Annotated in this window: 17 protein-coding genes; 10 read left to right on the forward strand and 7 right to left on the reverse strand. The window is 63.1% G+C overall.

Annotated features, from left to right (window positions below; all coding sequences use genetic code 11):
* Positions 1 to 27: 27 nt before the first annotated feature.
* Positions 28 to 465: a YqaA family protein gene (locus tag B2V21_RS14590; protein ID WP_286917222.1), complete on the reverse strand. Its 438-nt coding sequence runs from the start codon at positions 463 to 465 to the stop codon at positions 28 to 30.
* Positions 466 to 578: 113 nt separating this feature from the next.
* Positions 579 to 1,208 carry a glutathione transferase GstA gene (gene gstA, locus B2V21_RS14595; protein WP_286917223.1) on the reverse strand — a complete coding sequence of 210 codons (630 nt, stop codon included), beginning with the start codon at positions 1,206 to 1,208 and terminating at the stop codon, positions 579 to 581.
* A gap of 150 nt (positions 1,209 to 1,358) precedes the next feature.
* Between gstA and B2V21_RS14600 the strand changes: the two genes are divergently transcribed.
* The 3 genes from B2V21_RS14600 to B2V21_RS14610 all read left to right on the forward strand — a co-directional run bounded on the left by B2V21_RS14600 (position 1,359) and on the right by B2V21_RS14610 (position 3,236).
* Positions 1,359 to 1,718, forward strand: coding sequence for a winged helix-turn-helix transcriptional regulator (locus B2V21_RS14600; RefSeq protein WP_090360505.1), 360 nt, complete (start codon positions 1,359 to 1,361; stop codon positions 1,716 to 1,718).
* Between the two features lie 220 nt (positions 1,719 to 1,938).
* Complete coding sequence (locus B2V21_RS14605; protein ID WP_192069034.1) at positions 1,939 to 2,358, forward strand: polyribonucleotide nucleotidyltransferase; 420 nt, start codon at positions 1,939 to 1,941, stop codon at positions 2,356 to 2,358.
* Positions 2,359 to 2,366: 8 nt separating this feature from the next.
* Positions 2,367 to 3,236 (forward strand): cation diffusion facilitator family transporter, encoded by an 870-nt coding sequence (locus B2V21_RS14610; protein WP_286917224.1) that lies wholly within the window; start codon positions 2,367 to 2,369, stop codon positions 3,234 to 3,236.
* A 191-nt stretch (positions 3,237 to 3,427) separates the two neighbouring features.
* Here B2V21_RS14610 and B2V21_RS14615 read toward each other — a convergent pair whose 3' ends face one another.
* On the reverse strand, positions 3,428 to 4,456 hold the full coding sequence (locus B2V21_RS14615; RefSeq protein WP_286917225.1) for a DUF6515 family protein: 1,029 nt from the start codon (positions 4,454 to 4,456) through the stop codon (positions 3,428 to 3,430).
* A gap of 473 nt (positions 4,457 to 4,929) precedes the next feature.
* Between B2V21_RS14615 and B2V21_RS14620 the strand changes: the two genes are divergently transcribed.
* Positions 4,930 to 5,415, forward strand: coding sequence for an Lrp/AsnC family transcriptional regulator (locus B2V21_RS14620; protein ID WP_049860864.1), 486 nt, complete (start codon positions 4,930 to 4,932; stop codon positions 5,413 to 5,415).
* A gap of 118 nt (positions 5,416 to 5,533) precedes the next feature.
* Here the strand turns inward: B2V21_RS14620 and B2V21_RS14625 are convergent, their stop codons facing one another.
* From B2V21_RS14625 to B2V21_RS14635, 3 genes are all read right to left on the reverse strand, one after another.
* Positions 5,534 to 6,100 carry a pseudouridine synthase gene (locus B2V21_RS14625; RefSeq protein ID WP_286917231.1) on the reverse strand — a complete coding sequence of 189 codons (567 nt, stop codon included), beginning with the start codon at positions 6,098 to 6,100 and terminating at the stop codon, positions 5,534 to 5,536.
* Between the two features lie 117 nt (positions 6,101 to 6,217).
* Positions 6,218 to 7,687: an AMP nucleosidase gene (amn, locus tag B2V21_RS14630; protein WP_049860862.1), complete on the reverse strand. Its 1,470-nt coding sequence runs from the start codon at positions 7,685 to 7,687 to the stop codon at positions 6,218 to 6,220.
* 80 nt (positions 7,688 to 7,767) lie between these two features.
* Entirely contained in the window at positions 7,768 to 10,194 is a 2,427-nt protein-coding gene (locus tag B2V21_RS14635) for a hybrid sensor histidine kinase/response regulator (protein ID WP_286917226.1), read from the reverse strand.
* 310 nt (positions 10,195 to 10,504) lie between these two features.
* Between B2V21_RS14635 and B2V21_RS14640 the strand changes: the two genes are divergently transcribed.
* The 4 genes from B2V21_RS14640 to B2V21_RS14655 all read left to right on the forward strand — a co-directional run bounded on the left by B2V21_RS14640 (position 10,505) and on the right by B2V21_RS14655 (position 14,131).
* Positions 10,505 to 11,302, forward strand: coding sequence for a hydroxymethylpyrimidine/phosphomethylpyrimidine kinase (locus tag B2V21_RS14640; protein ID WP_056844012.1), 798 nt, complete (start codon positions 10,505 to 10,507; stop codon positions 11,300 to 11,302).
* A 34-nt stretch (positions 11,303 to 11,336) separates the two neighbouring features.
* Positions 11,337 to 11,963, forward strand: coding sequence for a thiamine phosphate synthase (gene thiE, locus B2V21_RS14645; protein WP_286917227.1), 627 nt, complete (start codon positions 11,337 to 11,339; stop codon positions 11,961 to 11,963).
* 17 nt (positions 11,964 to 11,980) lie between these two features.
* A complete protein-coding gene (gene hemL, locus B2V21_RS14650) occupies positions 11,981 to 13,261 on the forward strand; it encodes a glutamate-1-semialdehyde 2,1-aminomutase (protein WP_286917228.1) in 1,281 nt (426 codons plus the stop codon).
* Between the two features lie 315 nt (positions 13,262 to 13,576).
* A complete protein-coding gene (locus B2V21_RS14655; protein ID WP_049860857.1) occupies positions 13,577 to 14,131 on the forward strand; it encodes a tetratricopeptide repeat protein in 555 nt (184 codons plus the stop codon).
* A gap of 24 nt (positions 14,132 to 14,155) precedes the next feature.
* On the opposite strand, the gene B2V21_RS14660 is transcribed toward B2V21_RS14655, so the two are convergent.
* Positions 14,156 to 14,482, reverse strand: coding sequence for a DUF1820 family protein (locus B2V21_RS14660; protein WP_043192686.1), 327 nt, complete (start codon positions 14,480 to 14,482; stop codon positions 14,156 to 14,158).
* Positions 14,483 to 14,615: 133 nt separating this feature from the next.
* On the opposite strand from B2V21_RS14660, the gene miaB reads away from it, so the two are divergent.
* Together miaB and B2V21_RS14670 are read left to right on the forward strand one after the other, a co-directional pair.
* A complete protein-coding gene (miaB, locus tag B2V21_RS14665) occupies positions 14,616 to 15,944 on the forward strand; it encodes a tRNA (N6-isopentenyl adenosine(37)-C2)-methylthiotransferase MiaB (protein ID WP_043192685.1) in 1,329 nt (442 codons plus the stop codon).
* Positions 15,945 to 16,093: 149 nt separating this feature from the next.
* Positions 16,094 to 16,908, forward strand: an 815-nt coding sequence (locus B2V21_RS14670; protein ID WP_286917229.1) for a PhoH family protein, incomplete at its 3' end; no start/stop codon positions are given.

Genomic DNA, 16,908 nt, shown 5'->3' on the forward strand with positions numbered 1-16,908 from the left:
GCGTACTCGGATCCCCATGCGCAGCCGTCATGTCCACCCCAGCGCCACGGCGGCCAGCACCAGATAACGCATGCCTTTGGCCAGGGTGACGATCAGCAGGAAACGCCAGAAGGGCTCGCGCATGACGCCGGCAACGACGGTCAGCGGATCGCCAATGATCGGCACCCAGCTCAACAACAACGACCAGTGCCCGTAGCGCAGATAGGACTGCTGGGCCTTTGCGAGCTTTGCCTCGCTCACTGGAAACCAGCGCTTGTGCCGGAACCTCTCAACGCAGCGGCCCAGCACCCAGTTCAGTACAGAGCCCAGTACATTACCGACTATGGCGACCGCCAACAGGGTCGAAATGATGTAGCGATCGGACAACAGCATGCCAACCAGCACCGCCTCGGACTGCATCGGCAGCAACGTGGCGGCACCGAACGCTGCCAAGAAAAGCCCCAGGTAACTGGTGAGTTCAAACATCAAGGACTGGCCTTACAGGTTCGGGCCGATCCAGCCATGGAGACCGGTCGCCCTGCTCAGGGATTCCTGCGTCATGTTGCTGCTCTTGTGCTCGAATCGGCCAGTATCTGCCTTTACACAAGACCTTCTTCCCGCAACGCTTTCTGAACTGCTGGACGAACCTTGACCCGGTCATACCAGGCACGGAGGTTATGCAAATCGTCGAAGTGAATGTCGGCTTTGTAATAGCTGGTCAACCACGCGGCCTGCCCCCAGCCTGTCAACGCGAACAAGTAGGCGTCAGCCACGGTGAAGTGATCACCCATGAGGTAGGGCTTGCTGGTCAACTGCTCGTCGATCCAGGCGAAGCGCTTCTCCAACTTTGGCTTCGCACTGTCTACGTATCGACCGGCCAGTGTCGAGTACAACAGCGGAATGTAGCCTTTGTGGATCTCGGTGGAAAGGAAGTTCAGCCACTCCTGAAGCTGGTATCGATCAAGGGTGCCATGGCCGGGAACGAGTCCGAGCTCCGGCTTCAGGTCACCCAGATATTGCACGATGGCTGGACCTTCGCGCAGAAGGGTTCCGTCGTCCAGTTCGAGTGCAGGGACGTAGCCAAGGCGATTGATTTTCAAATAATCGTCGCCTGATTCGGTCAGGTGCTTCTTGTGATCGACCTTGATCCGTGCAACATCAAGACCTAGCTCATTGAGCACGATATGGGGAGACAGGGAACAAGACGCGGGGATGTAATACAGCTTCATGTGCAGACTCCAGAGCGTGAGTGAGCGCTGTCGATTTCCACCTGCAGACAGCACCAGCTCATTCTAGGAGCGCGGTATAAAATAGGAAGAACGCACTATTTTGTAGTATAGGTACAAAAAATATACCTCTATTGTCCGAGGATGCAGACCATGAAAGACAACCTGTCAGGCTGCTCTGTCGAAGAAGCGATGCGCCTGCTCGGTGGGCGCTGGCGACTGCTCATTGCGTCCTACCTGCTCGATGGACCGAAGCGCTTCAGTGCGCTCAGGCGAGACATCCCCGCTATCTCGCAACGAATGCTGACCTTGGATTTACGTGCGCTTGAGGAAGCTGGACTTGTGAAACGCACTGTATTTCCCACCGTGCCTGTCACGGTTGAATATGAACTCACCGTTGAGGGACGGCGCTTGGAGCCTGTAGTCGAGGTCATGAAACACTTTGGGCTATGGGTCAAAGGGCGCGAGTCTGTTGGCAGTAAGATTCCCATTGATGCGGCCATGGCGGATTGATTCTGTTCGCGCATGCTCTTGCATGATGGGCGATGGTTTTCGGTTGAGCCGTTTTCAGCGCCGACCGAACATTCAAGGGCTCGACCACCCTCATCTCGGCATGACGAGCCTTCTATCGAGCGCTAGCACGACCTTGTGTTGCAGTCTCTGAGAGGTACGCTCCATCTACTCCGCTCGACCATTTGCTTGTATCGTTGCAGCTTATTTTGCGGAGATTGTCATGCGTATTTCCCAACGTTTGATCGGCGGCGCCGTTGCCGCTGCCCTGATGACCCAGTTGACCGCTTGCGGCACCTTGTTCTGGCCCGATCGGCGCGGGCAGATCGAAGGCCGTATCGATCCGGTCGTGGCGGCGCTGGATGCCATCGGTATCCTGTTCTACGTGATTCCCGGGTTGATCGCCTTCGGCGTGGACTTCGCCACGGGCGCGATCTACCTCAACGACGGCAAGACCGCGCAGATTTCGCCGGAAAAACTGCAGCCAGCGGTAGGCCGCGATGGCAAGGTGGACAACCTCAAACTGCAGGCCATTCTTGAAACCGAACTGGGCCGCAGCCTGCCGCTCGACGATCCACGCCTGATCCAGCACAGGGGCAGTGTCGAACAGCTGGCCATGTATGGTCTGAAGCCCGCCGCTTAAGGATTGCGATGCCAACCAGCAAGGAACATGCACGCCTGCTTCGCCTCGCGACAAGGGCGTCGCTGGCGGTGGCCAGCATTCTCATCGTGGCCAAGGCCGTGGCCTGGTGGCTTAGTGGTTCGGTGAGCCTGCTGGCGGGGCTGACCGATTCGGTGCTCGATGGTGCGGCGTCGTTTCTCAATCTGCTGGCGGTGCACTATGCGCTGCGTCCTGCCGACGATGATCACCGTTATGGGCACGGCAAGGCCGAGGCCTTGGCGGGGATGGCCCAGGCGTTGTTCATCGGGTCCAGCGCCGTGCTGATCGGTTATCAGGCGTGGAAGCAGTTGCAGGATCCCCAGCCGCTGGGCGCTGCGGGGGTGGGCATCGTGGTGATGATTCTTTCCCTGGTCCTGACCGTGGCGCTGTTGGCCCTGCAATACAAGGTCATCCGCGAAACCGGTTCGACGGCGGTGCGCGCGGACTCGCTGCATTACCGTTCGGACCTGCTGCTCAACGGCAGCATCCTGGTGGCGCTGATCCTGGCCAGCTATGGCTGGCCGCAGTTGGATGCCTTCTTTGGCCTGGGCATTGCGCTGTACATTCTGTGGAGTGCGGTGCACATCGCCCGCGAAAGCACGGCGATCCTGATGGACCAGGAGCTGCCGCTGGATGTCAGCGAGCAGATGCTGGCGTTGGCGTGCAACGTGCCGGGGGTGCTGGGCGCCCATGATCTGCGCACGCGCATGTCGGGCAACCATTGGTTCGTGCAGGTGCATCTGGAATTGCCGGGACAGTTGTCGCTGGCCGAAGCCCACGGCATCTGCGAGGACGTGGAAGCCGCCATCGAAAGCCAGTATCCACGCGCCGAAGTCCTGGTGCACGCCGATCCCGTTTGAGAGAAATGCGGGCAGCCTGCAAAACCGCAGTGCTCCCGGACGCGGCTTGCGCCGCTGCTACAGGGGATTGCGGCGCCCCGTCAACGCACCCCCCCCTGTAGCAGCGGCGCGAGCCGCGTCGGCGGTGGATGCGGTGTGTCAGGCAGAACGCGGTGCCTTGTGGCTGCGGCGCAAGCTGCGTCGGTACGCGATCAATTCACCGTGTAGCCGCGTGACGTGAAGCAGTTGGCGAGGCTTTGCCGATACACGCTGACCACTTCGGGCGATGGCGCATAGGTGGCGCTGGCGGGGTCGAAGCGGCTTTGTTCCACGGCCCAGCGCTTGCACTCGTATTGATCCTGGGCAATCTGCTGCGGACTCTGGCCCTGGGCCGGATACGCCGCGACGTCGTAGCTGGTCAAGGTCGGCGCCGGCTGTGGAGTGCTGGCATTCACCGGCGGATTCACCACTACATATTCCTGGGTGTTATCGACCCACTGGTAGTAAGTTCCCGCCGCCACGAAGAACACCGAACTGCCGATCCACATGCGCTGCGCGTAATCGGGCAGCACGCGCACTCGAACGCCGCGCGGTGGCTCGATCACCACGTACCGCGGGCCCTGGGGTCGGTACCAATACCCACCCGAATAGTAATAATCCTGGCCTCGATACGGCACGCGATAATTCTGGCCGGGGAAGCGATCGATCACCTGCCCCGGACGATACTGCGGGCCGGGGCCCCAGCCGCCACCGTGCTCACCGGGCCAGCGATCACGACCGCCTTCCCAGCGCCGGTCGTTGTCGCGACGCAGGTCCGGGTAGCTGCCCCGCAACGGCGCCTGAGTCTGGCGCACTTCGTCAGGCTTGCCGATGATCGGCGGCCGATTGTCCTGCTGGCCACCTTCGGGGCGACCCTGCTCCGGGCGACCCTGTTCTGGGCGACCCTGTTCCGGCCTGTTGCCCTGCCACTGGTTCGAATTGCCGCCTGGCCGGCCTTGCCACTGCCCCTGATTGCCCTGCACAGGCCGCCCTTGCCACTGGCCCTGATTGCCACCGGGCTGCGGCCGATACTGACCACCCCCGGGTTGCTGACCCGGCCCGGCGTTGCCCCCGCCCGGCCCGCGCTGGCCGCCGTTGGAGCTGCCGCGCAACTGATCCTGCGGACCTTCCGCATACGCCGGCGCGTCTACGGCCAGGCAGAGCGCAGCGACACCGGCCAGACGCCAGAGGGGCGATTTCATGCTGTTCCTCGCAAGATAAGGGGAGCTACTGATCATCAGACTGACAAACCCGAACGCGGTTCTGTGAAGATCCCGTCAGGGACCTGGAGAGGTTATCGGCACACGGAGCCACTTCATGACTGACCCGCAACGCCGCACTCACAACCGTTTCGCAGGCGAAAAAAAAGGAGACCCGTCGGCCTCCTCTTTCGAACTCTGTCCCTGCTCGACGCTTGTGACGTCGGCTCACCTCACGCCGCCTTCTGGGTAGTGTGCAGCCCGGGGGCCAGTGCAACCCCGGTGGGGGCGGTGGCCGCAACCCGCCTGATTGAGCGGATCGCAGTGGACTCATGTCCGGGCAGTGATTCTGTGGATAACTATAGCGCCGCAGGTGCAGCAGCCGATTGCGAACATTGCTGATTTACACAGCACTTGCGCAATTTTTGCCTTCGGATGGATAATTTGCCGCAACGCAAAACACGAAGGCAGATTTGATGAGCAAACTTGATCGCTATGACCTGAGCATCCTGGCTGAATTGCAGCGCGACGCGCGCATTTCCAACCAGGAACTGGCCGAACGCATTGGTCTCTCGCCGTCGCCCTGCTCTCGGCGCGTCAAGCAGCTCGAAGACGACGGCTACATTTCCCGCCAGGTCGCTCTGCTGGACCGCAAGAAGCTGGGTTTGAGCCTGACCGCCTATGTGCTGATCGGCATGGACCGCCACACCCCGGAACGTTTCGAAACCTTCGAAGCAGCCATTCGCGGGCTGCCGCAGGTGCTCGAATGCAGCCTGGTGACCGGCATGGATGCCGACTATCAGCTCAAGGTAGTGGTGCCGGACATGGACCACTATCAAAAGCTGCTGCTGGGCCACCTGACGCGGATCGAAGGGGTGACCAGCGTACGTTCCAGCTTCGTGCTCAACCAGGTCATGGCCAGCACTGAACTGCCGTTGACTCATCTGCGTAGCCAAGGCTGAGGCCTGAGGCAGGCTGGTAGATCTTCGCGGGCAGAGCCCGCTCCCACAGGGGGCAGGGCCTGAGGCAGGCGGGCAGATCCTCGCGGGCAGAGCCCACTCCCACAGGGGGCGGGGCTTGCTACAGACTGGCGGGCACCTCGCGCCATTCGCCCTGTCCCAGGCCCTCGAGGCTCCAGTCGCCGATGCGCACCCGTACCAGACGCAGGGTCGGCAAGCCCACCGCCGCCGTCATGCGCCGCACCTGACGGTTGCGCCCTTCCTTGATCACCAGTTCCAACCAATGGGTCGGCACGCTCTTGCGAAAGCGCACGGGCGGATCGCGCGGCCACAGGTCCGGCTCATCCAGCAACCGCGCCTCGGCGGGCAAGGTCATGCCATCGTTGAGTTGCACCCCGCAGCGCAAACGCTGCAATTGCGCCTCGTCGGGCACGCCTTCGACCTGCACCCAATAGGTCTTGGCCAGCTTGTGCTTCGGGTCGGCGATGCGCGCCTGCAGTTGTCCATCGTTGGTCAGCAACAACAGCCCTTCGCTGTCGCGGTCCAGACGGCCGGCTGGGTAGATCCCGGCGATGTCGATGAAATCCTTCAAGGTCGCGCGCCCCTCACCGTCGCTGAACTGGGTCAGCACATCGAACGGCTTGTTGAACAGCACCAGCCGAGGTTGGGCAGGTGGCGCCTTGGCCACGCGGCGTTTACCGGCGGCGGGACGTTGCTTGGAGCGAGGAGGCAAAGGCATGACAAAAGGCTTTCGTGCGGGCAAGAGCGCTCATGCTAGAGGCCCTTGCCCGCCACGGCAAACCTGTCAGCGGAACGGCGGCTCGTCGAAGCTGCGCAGCTTGCGCGAGTGCAGCGAATTGAGCTGGCTGCGCAGCAGGTTCAAGGCAGCGATGCCGATGTTCAGGTGCTGGCTGACCGCGCGATTGTAGAACGCGTTGGCCGAACCCGGCAGCTTGATCTCGCTGTGCAGCGGCTTGTCGGACACGCACAGCAAGGTGCCGTAGGGCACCCGCAGGCGATAGCCCTGGGCGGCGATGGTGCCGCTTTCCATGTCCACAGCGACGGCGCGCGACAGGTTGATCAGCGGCCGCTCCTGGGCCCAGCGCAGTTCCCAGTTGCGGTCGTCGTAGGTCAGCACGGTGCCGGTGCGCAGGCGCTTCTTGAGGTCATCGCCGCGCTCGCCGGTGACTTGCGCCGCCGCTTCCTGCAAGGCCAGCTGCACTTCGGCCAGGGCCGGGATGGGGATGTTGGGCGGCAGGACCCGATCGAGAATCCCGTCCTGGCGCATGTAGGCGTGGGCCAGGACGTAGTCGCCTATGGTCTGCGACTGACGCAGGCCACCACAGTGGCCGATCATCAACCAGCAATGCGGGCGCAGCACGGCCAGGTGGTCGGTGATGTTCTTGGCATTCGACGGGCCGACGCCGATGTTCACCAGGGTCACGCCATCGCCGTCCTCGGCGATCAGGTGGTAGGCCGGCATCTGGTAGCGGTGCCAGACCACGCTGGCCACCAGCGCCTGGGCCTCACCGTTGTCCATGCTCTTTTCGATGATCACGTTGCCCGGCATCACCAGGCGCACGAAGCGTGGGTCGTTGCGCAGCTGCTCCAGGCCGTGGGTGACGAACTGGTCGACGTAGCGGTGATAGTTGGTCAGCAGGATCCAGGGCTGCACATGCTTCCAGTCGCTGCCGGTGTAGTGGATCAAACGGCGCAGGGAGAAATCCACCCGCGCGGCATCGAACAGCGCCAGCGGCAGCGGATCGGCCGTGGCCCAATCGTACAGGCCGTCGGCAATACCGTCGGTGGCGGCGGACAGGTCGGTGCTGGGGAACACTCGCGCCAGCGCTGCGGCGGTCACACCGCTGCCGGCCAGCTCGTCGCCCTGGTCGACGACGTAGGGGTAAGGGATGTTCTGCTCGCTGACACCGACTTCGATGGTCACCGCGAAGTCGCGCATCAAGGGTCGCAGCTGGTCCAGCAGATAGCCGCGGAAGGCCGCGGGCTGGGTCACGGTCACCGAATAGACGCCAGGCAGGTTGACCTTGGCATAGGCGCGGGTGATGGCCGGCAATTCGCCGTTGTAGGCGTAGGTCAGGCGCAGTTCGGGATAGCGGAACAGGTCGCGTTCGGCCGCATCCGGCTCGCTGCGATCCTTGAGGTAGCGCTTGAGTGCCTGGCTCAGGGCGCGGGTGGCCCGTTCGTGCAGCTCCGCCAACCGATCCACGGCTTGTTCGGCAGTTTCCACAACTACGAAGTCTGGGGCATTACTCATGGGGCATGTCCTGGCTGATCTGGCAGTCTTGCATCTTGCCTGCAATGCCGATGAAAGGCACCCCCGTGACACGTCCCGGGTTATGCCGGAGCCGCTCCAGTCGGAGCATCTGCAGCCAGCACCGAGAGGGGCTTGGGCTGAGCGAGGACGCAGCCATGCAACAGCGCCTGCAGTTCTTCGAAGCGCACCGGACGCGCCAGACACACCGACACACCTGCCTCCAGGCACCGCTCGCGCTGCCCCTGCTGGCCGACATCGATGATCGCCAGCACCGGCAGCCGCTCGCACCCAGGCAAGCTGCGCAGCATGCGGGTGGTCTGCAGGGCGCTCTGGGTCGGCAGGCTGCATTCCATCAGCACCGCATCGAACCGCTCGCGCGCCAGCAGGGCCAATGCGCCCGAACCGTCCTCGGCGGTCCGTACCCGATAGCCGAGCTTGAGCAGCATGCCGCGAACGACCAACTGGTCGACGCTGTTGTCGTCCACCAGCAACACGGTGCATTCGTGGGCGGCGCGCTGGGTACCGAAGGCACCGGCACTGGTGCTCAAGGCACGGCCCGGATGGGCTTCGACCACCCCCAGACGCACGCTGAATTCGAAACAGCTGCCACGTCCGGGCTCGGACTGATGATGAAGTTGACCACCCACCAGCTCGGCCAATTGCCGACAGATCGCCAGACCGATGCCCAGCCCGCCGTATTCGCGGGTCATGGAACCATCGAGTTGGTAGAAGCGCTGATAGAGCGTCTCTTCATCACGATGCGTGAAGCCGATGCCGCTGTCGCTGACCTTGAAGACGACCTGCAGGTGATCGTCCTGCGGCTCGCCGCCGCTGACCCGCACGTTGACGCTGCCTTCGCGGGTGAACTTGATGCCGTTGTCGATCAGGCAGGCCAGGCACAGCGCGAGCTTCTTGACGTCTCCCCGCAGACGATCGGGCAACCCCGCTGCGCGCTCGACGGTGAACGCCAGCCCCTTGGCATGGGCTTGGCGACTGAACTGCATCTGCATGCTGTCGAGCAACGCCTGCAGGCTGAACGGCTCGTTGCGCGGATAGAGCCGCCCGGCCTGCAGTTCGGTCAGGATCAGAATATCGTCGACCATGCGCATCATGTCCCGCGCCGAGCCTGCTGCCGTGTGTTGATACTGGGCCAGCTCCGGCCCCATGGGTACGGTCTGCATCAGTTCCAGCGAGCCGATCACGCCATTCATCGGCGTGCGCAGTTCGTGGGTGACAGTAGCCAGGAACTCATCCTTCAAGCGGTTGCTCGCCGCCAGCTCCTGGTTCGCCAGTTCAAGCTTGAGCCCGGCTTCCTTGAGGGTCTGTGCCTGCTGGTCGCGCAGCACATTGATGCGGTCGGCCAGCGCCAGCGACAGCAGGCCGACCTCCAGCGCCGAGCCAAGCTGGCTGGCGTACATGGTGATGAACACATTGGGCAGGTAACCCAACACCATGAGGGTGTTGACGATGCCGCCCAGCAGGAACGCGCTCCAGGCAATGATGAAATAGCGCGCCAGGCGCATGCCGCGCAACCAGGCGACGATACCGGCGGTGAAGATCACCACGGTGAAACACAGCGCCAGCGCCGTGGCCAGACGCAGCGCCAGGGCGTAGCTGGTCGACAGCGACAGCGCCATGACCACGGCGCCGTACACCATCAGGCCGATCAGCAGCCGATCCATCCAACGACTGTGGCGGGCGGTCTGTAGGAAACTGCGCGAGAACAGGCAGCCGAAGAACCCGGCCGCGCCGATGAAGAACGGCGTGGCGGCGTTGGCCCACCACGGGTTGTTCGGCCAGAAATACTCGACCCCGGCGCCGTTCACCGACACCTGGTAGAGCCCGAATGAGGCGATATAGACGATGTAGTAGAGATAGCTGCGGTCGCGCACGCTGAGGAAGATGAACAGGTTGTACACCAGCATGCCCAGCAGCACGCCGTAGATCAGCCCGAGCACGTATAGCCGTGAAGGCTGCGCCTCCAGGTACGCATTGGCCGACCACAGGCTTACCGGCGCCTGGACCGAGCCCTGGCTGTGCAGGCGCAGGTACACCGTCTTGGCTTCATCGGGCTGGAAAGGCACTTCGAACAGGTAGTTGTTCTGCTTGATCTGGCGGCTGTCGTACGGCAACGCATCGCCGGTTCGCTGCACCAAGTGGTACTGGCCGGCGGCATCGGGCAGGTACAGTTCCAGGTGATCCATCGGCGGATACGCCAGCTCCAGCAGCCAGCTATGGGGTGATCTGTCGGCACGCGGCACATAGCGCAGATCGATACGCAGCCAGAACACCGACTTCGAATAGCCCGCATTGAGCACGTCGGCATGGTGCTGACGGAAGGCCGGGGCCAGGTCGCGGGTGATCTGCTCGATGGTCGCATCGCCGGCCACGTCTTCGTAGACCTGCATCGAGCGGCCGAGCGCAAGGCTGCGCGTGGTCTCGTCGAAGTCGACTGCACACGCCAGCATGGGCAGCAAAGCCATGATCAGGATAAGCAAATAGCGCATACAGCCCCAGCGTGGCACACCTGATCGCATCGGGAAGCCCCCATTCCCTTTGGTTCGATGCAATCGGCACAGCCTGTTATCGATATCGAATGACTCTAGCACAGCGTCTGCGTGCACGACGGGCGGTGCGCAATGTTCCCTCAGTCGGCTCTGGGCCGCTGCTTTCGGAACCTGTCAGAGTGTAATGTCAATATGATACAGAGGCACCGTACAAAGCGCGAACCCCGTCCATCGAACCAGTCATCAGGGCACCCTGCCCAGCGCTTGCAGCCCTGCTACAACGCCGTGCGCCGTGATAAGCTCGCGCACCATGAATATCTATAGCTCCCGCCCCGTTGTCCTCTGTCTCTCCGGCCACGACCCCAGTGGCGGCGCCGGCCTGCAGGCAGATATCGAAGCCCTGCTCGCCCAGGGCTGCCATGCCGCGCCGACGGTTACCGCGCTGACCGTGCAGAACACCGTCAACGTCAGCGATTTCCGTGTGCTCGACCGCGAATGGATCCTGGCCCAGGCCAATGCCGTGCTCAGCGATTCGCCGGTGGCGGCGGTCAAGTTGGGCATGCTCGGCTCGGTGGACATGGTCGCGACCGTGGTCGAGCTGTTGTCGGCCCACCCTCATCTGCCGATGGTCTGCGACCCGGTGTTGCGCGCCGGCGGTGGCGGCAGCCTGGGCAAGGACGAGGTCGGCTATGCGATGCGCGAGCAGCTGCTGCCGCTGGCCACCATCGCCACGCCGAACCTGCCCGAGGCACGCATCCTCGCCGACCTGCCCGAGGGCAGCGCCGACGAATGCGCGCAAAAGTTGCTGCCGTTCTGCAAGCACCTGCTGATCACCGGCGGCCACGGCGACGAGCACGAAGTGCACAACCGCCTGTACAGCCGCGACGGCAGCCGTCGCACCTTCACCTGCCAGCGCCTGCCCGGCAGCTACCACGGCTCCGGGTGCACCCTGGCCAGTGCTCTGGCCGGTCGCCTGGCCCTGGGCGAAGGCCTGGAAAGCGCCGTGCAGTCGGCCCTCGACTACACCTGGCGTACCCTGCGCGACGCCGAGCAACTGGGCCACGGGCAATTCGTGCCCCGTCGCCTACCCCTGGATTTCTGCTCTTGAGCCAAATCTCCGCCCCCTGCCCGAGGCCCAAGCGATGAACTTACGTGGCGTCTACGCCATCACCGACAGCCAGCTGTTGGCCGGCAAGTTCCTCAAGTACGTCGAGGCCGCCCTGGATGGCGGCATCACGCTGCTGCAGTACCGTGACAAGAGCAACGACGAAGCCCGTCGCCTGCGCGAAGCGGAAAAACTGCGTCAGCTGTGCGAGCGCTACAAGGCGCACCTGATCATCAACGACGACGCCGAACTGGCGGCGCGACTCAACGTCGGCGTGCACCTGGGCCAGACCGATGGCCCGTTGACTCCAGCCCGCGCCCTGCTGGGGCGCAAGGCGATCATCGGCAGCACCTGCCATGCCAACCTCGACCTGGCGCGCCAGGCGGCCCGCGAAGGCGCCAGCTACGTCGCCTTTGGCCGCTTCTTCGCCTCCCAGACCAAGCCCGACGCATCGCCTGCCAGCATTGAACTGTTGGGCCAGGCGCGGGCCGAATTGAAATTGCCGATTGCCGTCATTGGCGGCATCACCCTGGACAACGCTGCGCCCCTGGTGGCCTGCGGTGCCGACCTGCTGGCCGTAGTGCATGCGCTGTTCGGCGCCGACACGGCCCAGGAAGTCACCCACCGCGCCCGCGCCCTGAACGCGTTGTTCGAAACTGCCTGATGCTAGAGAGCTCATTTATGTCCCGTTCCGAAACCCTGTTCGCCAATGCCCAGAAGCACATCCCCGGCGGCGTCAACTCGCCCGTGCGTGCCTTCAAGAGCGTCGGCGGCACGCCGCTGTTCTTCAAGCACGCTGCCGGCGCCTATGTCACCGACGAAGACGACAAGCGCTACGTGGACTACGTCGGTTCCTGGGGGCCGATGATTCTGGGTCACAGCCATCCGGACGTGCTCGACGCCGTGCGCAAGCAGCTCGAACATGGTTTGTCATACGGCGCGCCGACCGAAATGGAAACGCAGATGGCCGACCTGGTCTGCGCCATCGTGCCGTCCATGGAAATGGTGCGCATGGTCAGCTCGGGCACCGAGGCGACCATGAGCGCCATTCGTCTGGCCCGTGGTTTCACCGGTCGTGACAGCATCATCAAGTTCGAAGGTTGCTACCACGGCCACTCCGACAGCCTGCTGGTCAAGGCCGGCTCCGGCGCCCTCACCCTCGGTGTGCCCAGCTCACCCGGCGTGCCGGCGGCATTCGCCAAACACACCCTGACCCTGCCGTTCAACGACATTGCTGCAGTGGAGCAGATGTTGGCCGACGTCGCCGATGAAGTGGCCTGCATCATCGTCGAACCCGTTGCGGGCAACATGAACTGCGTACCGCCGGCGCCCGGTTTTCTGGAAGGCCTGCGTCGCCTGTGCGACCAGTACGGCGTGGTGCTGATCTTCGACGAAGTGATGACCGGTTTCCGCGTGGCCCTGGGCGGCGCCCAGGCGTACTACGGCGTCACGCCGGACCTGAGCACGTTCGGCAAGATCATCGGTGGCGGCATGCCCGTGGGCTGCTTCGGCGGCAAGCGCGAGATCATGTCGCACATCGCGCCGCTGGGCCCGGTCTACCAGGCTGGTACGCTGTCGGGCAATCCCTTGGCCATGGCCGCCGGCCTGACCACCCTGAACCTGATCAGCCGTCCGGGCTTTCACGACGAGCTGAGCGACTACACCGCCCGCTTGCTCGATGGCCTGCAGCAAAGAGCCGATGCCGCAGGCATCCCGTTCGTGACTACCCAGGCGGGCGGCATGTTCGGCCTGTACTTCAGCGGCGCCGACGACATCGTCACCTTCGAAGACGTCATGAGCAGCGATGCCGAGCGCTTCAAGCGCTTCTTCCATTTGATGCTCGACGGCGGCGTGTACCTGGCGCCGAGCGCGTTCGANNGCTTCACCTCCATCGCCCACGGCGATGCGGAACTGAAGATCACCCTGGATGCCGCCGAGAAAGCGTTCGCCGCACTGAAGTAAGTCCAAACCGGGAATAGCCATCCTGTAGGAGCGGTCAGTGGCCGCGAAGAATTCACCGCGCAGTGTCAGATTTGCCGCGCATGAGCTTTCGCGGCCACTGACCGCTCCTACAGATAGCCTTGTCACCCCTTCCAGCCGTTCACATGATCGCGCCTTCCAACGGCCGCTTGTCCCTGTGAAGTCTGACCATCTGGACGATATCGCAGAAAAACGAGTAAAGACTTTGTAACCGCCCCCCCGCTTATTTCATAATGAAGCACCGGCAACGTTTCCACGTCGGGTCCGCCCGCATTCCGCAGAGGTAAGTCGATCCCCATGAACCGCACCGGCCGCGCCCTTGCATTGGGCTGCCTGTTGCTTCTTCAGCCGCTAATGGCTACCGCAGGCGGCAATTCGTTGTTGATCCCGGCGGTGGGTCGCTGCACCCTCAATACTTCTGCCCAGGCCTTGCCCGCAGCGCTGGCTGCCTGTCAGCAGGCGGCCAAGGACGGCGACGCGCAGGCCCAATTCGAGCTGGGTCAGTTCTACTACGACGGCACGCGCACCGAGCGCGACCTCAATCAGGCCCTGAGCTATTTCGAACAGGCCTCCCTGCAAGGCCATGCCGAAGCGCAGTATCACCTGGGGACCATGTTCTTCAAGGGTGAGGGCGTGGCGGCCAACAATATCCAAGCCTACATCGTACTGAAGATGGCCGCGGTCAACGGCGCTGAGGATGCGCTGGACGTGGCCGACGAGGTGTCCGGGCAGATGCGCCGCGAAGACCTCGAAGTGGCCACCCAGGTGCTGGGGCAGATTTTCCGCAAATACCTGCTCGAACTGCAGACCGCCGACGGCGGCAGCCGCTCGCCCTTCGCCCCCCTGCCCTGAGCCCGGTCGCTGTCCGGCGAGCGGTTACTTGTCGGGCATCGGCATGGGGAAGGGCATCACGTTGCCAGTCATGCGCGCCTCGCTGATCTTCGGCGTACCGAGACGCTCGACCTCATCGATCCGCACGATCGAATGCATCGGCACGAAGCTGCGCGTGACGCCTTCGAACTGCGCCTTGAGCTTTTCTTCGCTGGGGTCGACGACCACGGTGGTGCGCTCGCCAAAGACAAATTCCTCGACCTCCAGAAACCCCCACAGATCGCTCTGGTAGATCTGCTTGGCGTACATCTCAAATACCTGGCCCTGATTGAGGAAAATCACTTTGTAGATTGGAGCTTCGCGTTTGGTCATCGTCGGCAGATACAAGGTCGTGAGCTTGAAAGAGGGCGAAAACTATAGCATAGCCGCCCGACAGGCAATGCTAGGAACCACCGACCACGGACACTATAATGCGCGGTTCTTTGAACCACTTGATGATCACCTAATGGCCAAGAAGCTTTACATCGAAACCCACGGCTGCCAGATGAACGAGTACGACAGCTCGCGCATGGTCGACCTGCTGGGTGAACATCAAGCCCTGGAAGTCACGGCCCGCGCCGAAGATGCCGACGTGATTCTGCTCAACACCTGTTCGATTCGCGAGCGTGCCCAGGACCGCGTCTATTCGCAGCTGGGTCGCTGGCGCGAGCTCAAGCTGGCCAAGCCGGAAATGGTCATCGCCGTGGGCGGCTGCGTGGCCAGCCAGGAAGGCGAGGCCATCCGCGACCGCGCGCCCTACGTCGACGTGGTGTTCGGCCCGCAGACCCTGCACCGACTGCCCGAGATGATCGACGCAGCGCGCATCACCCGCCTGCCGCAGGTGGATATTTCCTTCCCCGAGATCGAGAAGTTCGACCACCTGCCCGAACCGCGTATCGACGGACCGACCGCCTACGTGTCGGTGATGGAAGGCTGCAGCAAATACTGCACCTTCTGCGTGGTGCCCTATACCCGTGGCGAAGAGGTCAGCCGGCCCTTCGACGACGTTCTGGCCGAGGTCATGCACCTGGCCGACAACGGCGTGCGCGAAGTCACCCTGCTGGGCCAGAACGTCAACGGCTACCGAGGCCAGACCCACGACGGTCGCCTGGCCGATCTGGCCGAGCTGATCCGCGTGGTCGCCCAGATCGACGGGATCGAGCGCATCCGCTACACCACCTCGCACCCGCTGGAGTTTTCCGACAGCCTGATCCTGGCCCACGCCGAAGTGCCGCAGTTGGTGAAACACCTGCATCTGCCGGTGCAGTCCGGTTCGGACCGCGTGCTGGCCGCGATGAAGCGCGGGCACACGGTGCTGGAATACAAGTCCAAGTTGCGCAAGCTCAAGGCAGCGGTGCCGGACATCTGCATCAGTTCGGACTTCATCATCGGTTTCCCCGGCGAGACCGAGAAGGACTTCGAGCAGACCATGAAACTGGTCGCCGACGTGGGCATGGATTTCTCGTATTCCTTCATCTATAGCCAGCGGCCCGGCACACCTGCGGCCGACCTGGCCGATGACACGCCCGAGGCGGTGAAGAAACAGCGCCTGGATGCCTTGCAGCATCGCTTGAATCAGCAAGGGTTCGAGATCAGCCGGCAGATGGTCGGGACCACCCAGCGCATCCTCGTCACCGATTATTCGCGCAAGGATCCGGGCCAGTTGCAGGGGCGTACCGAGAACAACCGTATCGTCAACTTCACCTGCTCGGATGCCCGACTGATCGGCCAGTTCGTCGACATCCACATCGCCGAGGCCCGGCCCCACTCCCTGCGTGGTGAACTGCTGGCCTGACAGCCGCACCACGGCGAACCCTGCGCGGCCGATGGCCGCTCCTACAAGGAGGCGGCGAGCGCCATTCGCCGCTCGCCCCTTTCGCCCCGCCCCTGACAGGGGTTATCCTTGGACTCATTTCAATTGCCGTCGGGCGGCCGAATACGACCTTGAACGCACCTATCGAACCACATCGCTTCTTGCTCGAGCCTTTCGAGGCTCGCCGCTTCGCCAACCTGTGCGGACAATTCGACGAGCATCTGCGCTTGATCGAACAGCGCCTGGAAATCGAAATTCGCAACCGTGGCAATCAGTTCGAACTGATCGGCGACGCCCAGCACACGCGCTCGGCGGAAAACCTGCTGCGTCGCCTGTACCGGGAAACCAAGGCCACCGAGTTGTCCCCCGACACCGTTCACCTGTTTTTGCAGGAATCGGCCGTCGAGGAGCTGGATAACCCGGCTTCGGGCGAAGTGCCGGTCGCGCTGCGTACCCGCAAGGGCATGATCAAGCCGCGCGGCTTGAACCAGCAGCGCTACGTCAAGGAAATCCTGGGCAACGACATCAACTTCGGCATCGGCCCGGCCGGTACCGGCAAGACGTACCTGGCCGTGGCCGCCGCCGTCGATGCGCTGGAGCGCGAGCAGGTTCGACGCATTCTTCTGGTGCGCCCTGCCGTGGAAGCGGGCGAAAAGCTCGGGTTCCTGCCCGGCGATCTGGCCCAGAAGATCGACCCCTACCTGCGTCCACTGTACGACGCGCTGTACGAAATGCTCGGCTTCGAACACGTCGCCAAGTTGATCGAAAAACAGGTCATCGAGATCGCGCCACTGGCCTACATGCGCGGACGCACCTTGAACAACAGCTTCATCATCCTCGATGAGAGCCAGAACACCACCGTGGAACAGATGAAGATGTTCCTGACCCGCATCGGCTTCGGCTCGACCGCGGTGATCACCGGCGACATCACCCAGGTCGACCTGCC

Source organism: Pseudomonas sp. UBA6276, assembly GCF_002438365.1.
GTDB lineage: Bacteria > Pseudomonadota > Gammaproteobacteria > Pseudomonadales > Pseudomonadaceae > Aquipseudomonas > Aquipseudomonas coleopterorum.

Bases quoted from the DNA above. Each gene is read 5' to 3' on its own strand.
- B2V21_RS14590 (WP_286917222.1), bottom strand. From the start codon at position 465: ATGTTTGAACTCACCAGTTACCTGGGGCTTTTCTTGGCAGCGTTCGGT.
- gstA (WP_286917223.1), bottom strand. From the start codon at position 1,208: ATGAAGCTGTATTACATCCCCGCGTCTTGTTCCCTGTCTCCCCATATC.
- B2V21_RS14600 (WP_090360505.1), top strand. From the start codon at position 1,359: ATGAAAGACAACCTGTCAGGCTGCTCTGTCGAAGAAGCGATGCGCCTG.
- B2V21_RS14605 (WP_192069034.1), top strand. From the start codon at position 1,939: ATGCGTATTTCCCAACGTTTGATCGGCGGCGCCGTTGCCGCTGCCCTG.
- B2V21_RS14610 (WP_286917224.1), top strand. From the start codon at position 2,367: ATGCCAACCAGCAAGGAACATGCACGCCTGCTTCGCCTCGCGACAAGG.
- B2V21_RS14615 (WP_286917225.1), bottom strand. From the start codon at position 4,456: ATGAAATCGCCCCTCTGGCGTCTGGCCGGTGTCGCTGCGCTCTGCCTG.
- B2V21_RS14620 (WP_049860864.1), top strand. From the start codon at position 4,930: ATGAGCAAACTTGATCGCTATGACCTGAGCATCCTGGCTGAATTGCAG.
- amn (WP_049860862.1), bottom strand. From the start codon at position 7,687: ATGAGTAATGCCCCAGACTTCGTAGTTGTGGAAACTGCCGAACAAGCC.
- B2V21_RS14635 (WP_286917226.1), bottom strand. From the start codon at position 10,194: ATGCGCTATTTGCTTATCCTGATCATGGCTTTGCTGCCCATGCTGGCG.
- B2V21_RS14640 (WP_056844012.1), top strand. From the start codon at position 10,505: ATGAATATCTATAGCTCCCGCCCCGTTGTCCTCTGTCTCTCCGGCCAC.
- thiE (WP_286917227.1), top strand. From the start codon at position 11,337: ATGAACTTACGTGGCGTCTACGCCATCACCGACAGCCAGCTGTTGGCC.
- B2V21_RS14655 (WP_049860857.1), top strand. From the start codon at position 13,577: ATGAACCGCACCGGCCGCGCCCTTGCATTGGGCTGCCTGTTGCTTCTT.
- B2V21_RS14660 (WP_043192686.1), bottom strand. From the start codon at position 14,482: ATGACCAAACGCGAAGCTCCAATCTACAAAGTGATTTTCCTCAATCAG.
- miaB (WP_043192685.1), top strand. From the start codon at position 14,616: ATGGCCAAGAAGCTTTACATCGAAACCCACGGCTGCCAGATGAACGAG.